General features: G+C 40.3%; 8 protein-coding genes. 2 read left to right on the top strand and 6 right to left on the bottom strand.

What is annotated here, in order from left to right; translation table 11 throughout:
- From L654_RS0102175 to yceD, 4 genes are all read right to left on the bottom strand, one after another.
- Positions 1-402, bottom strand: a 402-nt coding sequence (locus L654_RS0102175) for an ACP S-malonyltransferase (protein WP_024607123.1), incomplete at its 3' end; no start/stop codon positions are given.
- Positions 403-454: 52 nt separating this feature from the next.
- Positions 455-1,495, bottom strand: a complete 1,041-nt coding sequence (gene plsX, locus L654_RS0102170) for a phosphate acyltransferase PlsX (protein WP_007585728.1) — start codon at positions 1,493-1,495, stop codon at positions 455-457.
- Positions 1,496-1,507: 12 nt separating this feature from the next.
- A complete protein-coding gene (gene rpmF, locus L654_RS0102165) occupies positions 1,508-1,678 on the bottom strand; it encodes a 50S ribosomal protein L32 (RefSeq protein WP_002962381.1) in 171 nt (56 codons plus the stop codon).
- A gap of 9 nt (positions 1,679-1,687) precedes the next feature.
- A complete protein-coding gene (yceD, locus tag L654_RS0102160; protein ID WP_007585727.1) occupies positions 1,688-2,212 on the bottom strand; it encodes a 23S rRNA accumulation protein YceD in 525 nt (174 codons plus the stop codon).
- A 131-nt stretch (positions 2,213-2,343) separates the two neighbouring features.
- Between yceD and L654_RS0102155 the strand changes: the two genes are divergently transcribed.
- Positions 2,344-2,943 (top strand): Maf family protein, encoded by a 600-nt coding sequence (locus L654_RS0102155; protein WP_024607122.1) that lies wholly within the window; start codon positions 2,344-2,346, stop codon positions 2,941-2,943.
- Positions 2,944-2,952: 9 nt separating this feature from the next.
- Here L654_RS0102155 and L654_RS0102150 read toward each other — a convergent pair whose 3' ends face one another.
- Both L654_RS0102150 and rluC read right to left on the bottom strand, forming a co-directional pair.
- The gene (locus L654_RS0102150; protein WP_024607121.1) at positions 2,953-3,615 is read right to left on the bottom strand and encodes an HAD-IA family hydrolase; all 663 of its coding nucleotides are present in this window, start codon (positions 3,613-3,615) and stop codon (positions 2,953-2,955) included.
- Positions 3,612-4,571, bottom strand: a complete 960-nt coding sequence (rluC, locus tag L654_RS0102145; RefSeq protein WP_010554171.1) for a 23S rRNA pseudouridine(955/2504/2580) synthase RluC — start codon at positions 4,569-4,571, stop codon at positions 3,612-3,614. The genes L654_RS0102150 and rluC overlap by 4 nt, the downstream gene beginning before the upstream one ends.
- A gap of 772 nt (positions 4,572-5,343) precedes the next feature.
- Between rluC and rne the strand changes: the two genes are divergently transcribed.
- A complete protein-coding gene (rne, locus tag L654_RS0102140) occupies positions 5,344-8,448 on the top strand; it encodes a ribonuclease E (protein WP_024607120.1) in 3,105 nt (1,034 codons plus the stop codon).
- The last annotated feature ends 381 nt before the right edge of the window (positions 8,449-8,829 follow it).

Here is an 8,829-nt window from a genome sequence, read left to right as displayed (position 1 = left end):
AGCCATTGAACCTACGCCTGCTGGCACGGCTTCTTGCATGTATAAACCACGGTTTTCAACAAGCTTTACGGCTTCGCTCAAGCTTAATACATCGCTACATACTAACGCTGAGTATTCACCTAAGCTGTGACCCGCCATAACAACGTCTGCATCAGGGTTAGCTGCTAACCAATCACGGTAAATAGCAACACTTGCAGTTAGTAATGCAGGTTGTGTGCGGTGGGTTTGATTTAATTTTTCTTCTGGGCCATTAAGAACTAGCTCTGCTAAGTCGTAACCCAGTGCATTTGACGCTTCTGCAAATGTTGCTTTAACAATGTCAGAACTCTCTAGTAGTTCTTGTAACATACCAACGCTTTGCGAGCCTTGACCTGGGAATAGAAGTGCAATTTTTTGTGCCATACTTTGCTCTTTTTAATTAAACAAATAAATAATGAAATACACGGCACATCAATTATTGATTAACCGCCGTGTCTTTAGAATGTGTTTTTTCGAAAATAGCGGCTATTTTATCAGGAAGTTGACGTTCAACCTCTTTTACCGCTTCATCAATTGCTGCTTGAAATGCTTTAGCTGACGCATTTCCATGACTTTTAACGACAATACCGCGCAATCCTACCAGAGAAGCACCGTTATACTGGTCGGGGTTCACCCTTTTATAGAGTTTTTTTATTATTGGGCGCAATATAAACGCCATACATTTATATAAAAGGTGCTTTTCGAGCGCGGTTGTAAACTTATTCATAATAAGCTTGGCAATGCCTTCACATGTTTTAAGTGCCACGTTACCCACAAATCCTTCGCATACTATGACATCAGCCTTACCCGAAAAAATATCACTTCCTTCGCTGTAACCAATATAATTTATATGTGGGCTTTGCTGCATTAATTGTGCAGCTTGTTTAATGTCGTCGTGGCCTTTAATGTCCTCAGCGCCAATATTTAATAGACTAACGCGAGGATTATCCAAACCAAGTGCTTGTCCAGCAACAATAGAGCCCATAATGCCAAACTGATAGAGCATTTGCGCATCACAATGCACATTAGCACCTAAGTCGAGTAAATATACTGGGTTTTTAAGCTCTGTAGGAACAGATGAAATGAGTGCGGCACGTTTAACACCTGGCAACATTTTTAATACATAGTGAGCCATAAAAAATAGAGCGCCGGTATTACCTGAGCTAACACATGCTTGAGCCTCGCCCGATTTAACTAAATCTAGGGCAACACGCATAGATGAATCTTTTTTTGAACGCACAGCAATTGCAGGTTCACAGGCATTGGTGACTATTTCACTACAGTGACGAATTATGAGTCTAGGATGAGGTAGAGAATCGAGGGATTCGAGTTCTTTAGATATAACATGTTCATTGCCACATAAAATGAGAGTTAAATTGGCATGAGCATTTACTGCACAAACGGCAGCAGGAATAGATGAACGGGGGCCGTAATCGCCCCCCATCATATCTAACGCTATGGTTAGATCTTTCAGCATATAAGTAATCTCTTATTTAGAAATTACTTGAACGCCTTTGTAGTAACCATCTGCAGTCACATGGTGACGACGATGAGTCTCACCAGATGTTTGATCTACAGTTAAAGTTGGACCACTGATCGCATCGTGTGAACGGCGCATGCCGCGTCTTGCACGAGACTTTTTGCTTTTTTGTACAGCCATAGTCTTCTCCTAAGAATCTTTCTTAAGTTGTTTCAAAATATCAAATGGATTAGGTTTATCATCTTCCGCCTTTAATACACCAAAGCTGGCAGGCTTTGCTGAATAACTGCATGAAGCTTCGTTGTGGGTAGCCACTAATGGAATTGCTAAAATTAGTTCGTCTTCAATTAAATTAAAAACGTTAACTTCACCATTTTCATCAAGCGCTACTTCATCGTAGTCTTCTGGAAAAATATCTAACTCTGTATCTTCACCTACTGGTGAATATGCAAAGTCTTGAACCAAATCCAACCCTAAATCACCATTACAACGTTGACAAATGACAGTAACGTGTGTGGACAAATTGCCTCTAATCACAGCGAAACCTTGATCATCGTTTTTGCAATGTATTTTTACCGCTATTTCACCTACTTCTTCCTGCACAACTTTCTCTAAACGAGTAAGTTTTTCAAGCGGTACAATTCCGTCATACTTTAAACGGTGCTGCGCTGCTTTGCCTGGATGAAGAGTGATGGGAATTTTCACCTTTTGCATAGGGGCTGCATCATATAGATAGTTAGTTTGTTAGTCAAAGTAAAAAACCATTTTTACTTGGTTTTTAACGTGTTTTACTCTCGGATCTGATTTATCCTAACTCAATCTGAATTATCGTAGGAAAACAGTCCGTGAAGCATCCACTCATTTTAGCGTCAAGCTCGCCTTTTAGGCAGTCTTTATTACAAAAATTTAATTTACCATTTGATACGTTTTCACCAGACGTTGACGAATCAGCACTTGAATGCGAAACACCTACCGAACTGGTTAAGCGCTTAAGTGAATTAAAAGCCTCAGCGGCTAATAAACACTTTAACAAAGGGTTAGCTATTGGATCAGACCAAGTCGCTGTGTTTAATAATCAAATTTTAGGTAAACCACATAATAAACAAAATGCTCTAAAACAACTAAATTTATTTAGCGGTAATACTGTAACATTTTTAACAGGGCTTTGTGTTTACGATATTGTAACTGGCACTAAAAAAACCTGCGTAGAACCTTTTAATGTGTCGTTTAAAACACTCAGTGATGCACAAATTAGCGCTTATTGCGATGCTGAGCAGCCTTATAACTGTGCTGGCAGCTTTAAGAGTGAAGGGTTGGGTATCTGTTTATTTGAAAAACTAAGCGGAGACGATCCTAATAGCTTAATTGGATTACCATTAATTAAACTCAGCCAGCTACTGGCTGAGTTTGGTATTGATGTACTTACTGCTCAAAACAAGTTTTAGTTAAATAAATTAGCCAAGCAAAACCTGTTGCAGTTGCAGATAATTATCTACTGTTGCAACAGGGCTAAGCTTATTTAGCTGCTGTGCGTTGTGTACACCCATTGTTACGCCGATTCTATCCATGCCAGCAGCTTTTGCCATGGTCATGTCTATTTGAGTGTCACCAATCATTACAGCGTCTTGAGCGCTTATGCCGAGTTCTTCAAGCAATTGATACAACATATCTGGAGACGGTTTGGACAGTGCCTCATCGCTTGTACGTGTTGCACTAAAAAAATGTCTAAGTTGGCTTTGATCAAGCAAACGCTCTAATCCACCTCTACCTTTACCTGTTGCAACCGCTAAAACAATGCCCTGCTCTTTTAAGGCATTTAAAACGCTGACAACATTAGCAAATACAGGCGTGGGAGTAGTATCCACACTGTATTGATATTTATAACCTGAAATTAACGCTTGGTGCTGCGCTACATTATCAGGAAATAAAACGTCAATTGCTTTTTCAAGCGACATACCAATAATGTTTTTAATGGCTTCGTCACTAGGTGGCACTAAATTAAGTGACTCGGCGCTACTACGAATACAGTTAACTATTTTAGTGACTGAATCCATAACAGTGCCGTCCCAATCAAAAATGACGAGCTTATATTTTTTAATTGGAGTCACTGCAATCACAGTTTTGCATCTCGTAATTTTAGTAATGTATTTTTAAGCGTTTTATCTAGCGGTGCTTCAATACGCATAGTTGTTTCGTTTTTAGGGTGATAAAAACTTAAATCATGTGCGTGTAAAAACAATCGGTTTAACCCAACTTTACGCATAGAATCGTCGAAACCCTGATCGCCATATTTATCGTCGCACGCTATTGGGTGACCTTTACATTGCGTATGCACACGAATTTGGTGCGTACGCCCTGTAACAGGCGATGCTTGTACAAGTGAGCAATCGTTAAAACGTTCAAGTACTTTAAAACGCGTATGTGAAGGTTTTCCCTCAGTGTTATCTACGCGTACTACGCGCTCGCCCGATTTAAGTGTATTTTTACGCAGCCCTTCGGTTACGTTTTTAGTTTTAGAGTCCCACTGCCCTTCTACAAGTGCCCAGTAATTTTTTTCCATTGTTTTTTCACGAAGTTGTTCATGCAACGCTGTTAACACCGAACGACGCTTCGCTATAAGTAAACAACCTGATGTATCACGGTCAAGCCTATGAACTAGCTCAAGGCTACGTTCCTCTGGGCGAAGTGCTCGCAAAGCTTCAATTAAGCCATAACTTAAACCACTGCCGCCATGAACAGCCATACCTGATGGTTTATTTATTACGATAAGGTATTTATCTTCAAATAAAATATCGTTTTCAAGGCGAGTTACTTTGTCTAATTTTGATGGAACAAATTCTTCACGCTCAGCAACTCTGATAGGTGCAATACGAAGTACATCTTCAAGCTGTAGTTTATATACAGGCTTAATACGCTTTTTATTAACGCGTACCTCACCTTTGCGCAAAAGTTTATAAATAGCGCTTTTAGGCACCCCTTTTAAATGGGTAATAAGAAAGTTATCAATACGCTGACCTAAATGGTCTTCGTTGATCGTGACATAAGTTACTTGTAAGTCGTTTTTTTCTGACATTGCCTAATCACTAATTTAAGTAAAATAATTTAGTTGCTAACACTGTAATAATAGTGGGATAATCAGCAGCGCAAATATTTAGTATTTGCAAATAACAACGGTGCTTTTTAACACATTAAAACATTCGTGATGCACATTCTGGGTAGCCGATCATACAGATCCGAGTTAAGTTTTCCAAAGCTTTTATGCCTCCTCAGTTAACACGTGCGATCAATTAACGGCAATGCGCGTAATATATTGCTGGTTAAGTTTGAACATGAAGCGATTTTTAACGTGCTAGAGAAAGCAATGAACAGATAATTTGTCTGATAGTGACGACGTAAAAAACGTCGTTCAGCACTAGCTCAATTATTGTAGTACCGTATAGCAGCTTATTTAGAACTAAAAAAATCTAATAAATAAGCGTTCATTAACATCGGCAGCGATTTTTGCTCTTAAAACGGATATTAGCGATACATCAGTATGTATTGCTCACCAACTTAATGAGCCCTACGCGCCTAATATGAATGATATTTAGTAAGATTAATATGACAGGCCGACTTCTGGGTAAAACTTGTAAACGTAGCTGAAAAGCCGACAGTTTTAGCACCATTAAGAATTTAATAGCGATAATAATTGCTATTGTTTGCCAGCATTTAAAATACTGCATACGAGAAACAGAGCCGTTCCGTTAAAGACCCAGTCGTGAGGCTGCACATTCTAAAAATAGGGACAACTGAACAGGCGAGAAAAACATCGTCATGTCAGCGACATAAATAAGTAGAGTAACAATATGAAACGTATGCTAATCAATGCAACGCAGCAAGAAGAAATGCGCGTAGCACTGGTTGATGGCCAACGCCTTTATGATTTAGATATCGAAAGCCCAGGTCACGAACAGAAAAAAGCCAATATTTATAAAGGCAAAATCACTCGCATTGAACCATCTCTTGAAGCAGCATTTGTTGATTACGGTGCTGACCGCCATGGTTTCCTTCCTTTAAAAGAAATTGCCCGTACTTACTTCCCTGCAGGTTACACTTTTCATGGTCGCCCTAACATCCGCGACGTAATAAAAGAAGGTCAAGAAGTTATAGTACAAGTTGATAAAGAAGAGCGTGGCCAAAAAGGCGCTGCGTTAACTACTTTTATCAGTGTTGCTGGTAGCTACTTAGTGCTTATGCCTAACAACCCTCGTGCTGGCGGTATTTCTCGTCGCATTGAAGGTGATGAACGTACTGAACTTAAAGAAGCATTGGGTCGTTTAGAACTTCCTAAAGGTATGGGCTTAATTGTTCGTACAGCGGGTGTTGGTAAATCGTTTGAAGAATTAAACTACGATTTAAAAGCATTATTAGTACATTGGGAAGCAATTAGACAAGCAGCCGATAGTGCTAAAGCGCCATTTTTAATACACCAAGAAAGCAATGTAATATTCCGTGCGATACGCGATTATTTACGTCGTGATATTGGCGAAATTTTAATTGATAAACCACGTGTTTTTGAAGAAGCTAAAGCGCACATTGAGCGTTTTCGTCCTGATTTTATGAGCCGTGTTAAGCTTTATCAAGGTGACACTCCTTTATTTACGCATTACCAAATTGAAAGCCAAATTGAGTCTGCGTTCCAGCGTGAAGTACGTTTGCCTTCTGGTGGTTCAATTGTAATTGACCCAACTGAAGCACTAACGTCCATCGATATCAACTCGTCTAAAGCAACTAAAGGCGGCGATATTGAAGAAACAGCACTTAATACTAACTTAGAAGCAGCCGATGAAATTGCACGTCAATTACGTCTTCGTGACTTAGGTGGTTTAATTGTTATCGACTTTATCGATATGACGCCTCCACGCCATCAACGTGAAGTAGAGAATCGTTTAAAAGATGCTGCTCGCCCAGATCGTGCTCGTGTTCAAATTGGTAAAATCTCGCGCTTTGGTTTACTTGAAATGTCGCGTCAGCGTTTGCGTCCTTCATTAGGTGAAGCAAGCCAAGGCCCATGTCCACGTTGTAGTGGCCAAGGTACTATTCGTTCAAACGAATCAATTGCGCTTTCTATTCTTCGTTTAATTGAAGAAGAAGCAATTAAAGACAACACAGCACAAGTAAATGCACAAGTGCCTGTTGCCGTTGCCGCTTATTTATTAAATGAGCAACGTCGTAGTGTTCATCGCATTGAAAAACATCATAAATGTGACGTAGTGATTATTCCTAATCAACATATGGAAACACCACATTACGAAGTTATGCGTTTACGTAAAGACGAAACACTTGAAACGGTAAGTTACGGACAAGTTGTTGCGCCAGAACCTGAAGCATTTGAGATGTCAAAATCACCAAGTGCACCAGTACGTGAAGAGCCAATGCTAAAAGGTGTTGTAATGCCTTCTACACCGGCTCCACAAGCAACGCCTACACCAGTAGTTCAGCCTGTAGTAACAGAGACTAAAACTGAAGGTGGCTTGTTTGAAGCAATCACTAAATGGTTTAAATCGTTATTTGCAAGCGAAACAGTAGAAGAGAAAAAAGAAGCTGTAGAAAAAGAGCAGCAAGAAGCGCGTAATAACGCTCGCCGTGGTAACGATAATCGTCGTCGTAATAACAACCAACGTCGTCGTAATAATAACCCGCGCACTAATAAACCACGCAATGAGCGTCCTGCAGCTGAAGAGGAAGTTAAAACAGACTCACCAGCAGCAACAAGCACCGAGACTCAAGAGAGAAACGAGAACCGCAATAAGCGTCGTCGTAACCCTAACTCTCGTAAGCGCCCAGAGCATAAAAGCGAAGAAAAAGATCAAGTTAAAACTGAAGCCCCTGTAAAAGCAGAAGTAGAAGTAGAAACTGATTCTAAGCCAGCTCAAGCTGTAGAGCCTAAAGAGCAAAAGCCTAAGGTTCGCCGTCAACGTCGTAACATACGTAAAAAAGTACGTCTGCAAGATGAAAACGCTGAGCAAGCTAACTCAACAGAGCAAACACCTGAACAAGCTGTAGTTATTGATACTCCACAAGTTCAAGAGCAAGCGCCTGTTGTAGAAAAGCAAACACAAACTCCGGCAGAAAAAACAGCTCACATTAAAGAAGAGAAAGTTGACGTTGTTGATTCTAACGATGAAGCAGCAACTACTGAAGACGAGCAAGAGCAAACACGTACACGTTCACGCCGTTCTCCTCGTCATCTTCGTGCATCAGGTCAACGTCGTCGACGTCCTGAAGGTGAAGCAGAAGTTAAATCTGACGAAGCCCCTGCATTTGTTCCAGTAGCTGATCAAGCTGCTGCAGAATATGAAGCAGAACTTAAAGCTAAATCTGAAGAAACACCTGTGGATGCAGCGCAGCAAATTGAACAAGCCGTTGCAGTTGAAGACTTAGCAAAAGTTGAAGCTGTAGAAGAGCCAGCTAAAGTTGAAACTCCAGTAGCAACTGAAGAGCCAGCTAAAGTTGAAACTCCTGTAGTAACTGAAGAGCCAGCTAAAGTTGAAGCGCCAGTAGCAACTGAAGAGCCAGCTAAAGTTGAAACGCCAGTAGTAACTGAAGAGCCAGCTAAAGTTGAAACGCCAGTAGTGACTGAAGAGCCAGCTAAAGTTGAAGCGCCAGTAGTAACTGAAGAACCAGCTAAAGTTGAAACTCCAGTAGTAACTGAAGAGCCAGCTAAAGTTGAAGCAAAAGTGAAAACTGAAAAATCAGCACCGCATGTTAAAACAGCGGTTACTCAAGGGTCTGCAAGTGCGCCAATGGCACAGCCTACTCCTGTAGCTGATAGCGAAGTAAAACACACATCTGTAGCAATGGCTCACGATAAACGTGACCTAGTACCAGACAGTGGTTTACGTGCGGGTTCTATCAAACCTGCTGGTCGTGCAAGTTCTGCAATGACTAAAACATTGAGTGTTGATTAATTACTAACACTTATTTAAAAGCCCCGCTATTTAATAAATAGCGGGGCTTTTTTGTTTACATACTTTGAATAATTATTAAAGTTTCTTCACGCCCATAATAAGCGATTTATTCACAAAGAGATTAAGAGACGCTGCGCTTTTAGAGGTAGTAATAAGGCTAAGTCTTGCTAATAAAGCATGGCTTGTGTTTTCTCATTTACTCCTCTTTCACTTCTCTTTGTGAAATAGATCTTTAAGTGGTTTTGTTAGCAAAGAAATTAAATAAACAGAAGCGGTGCTTCTTGCGTAAGCAAGCTTCACGCCTTGTATCTCTCATTGATAAATGATTAGCTATCATTTATCACATCGAAGTCAGTGAGCTTGCCTTTACGCCTAGTATTT

The organism is Pseudoalteromonas sp. TAB23 (assembly GCF_000498075.1).
Classification (GTDB): domain Bacteria; phylum Pseudomonadota; class Gammaproteobacteria; order Enterobacterales; family Alteromonadaceae; genus Pseudoalteromonas; species Pseudoalteromonas arctica.
This window is presented reverse-complemented; position numbering and strand designations above follow the sequence as displayed.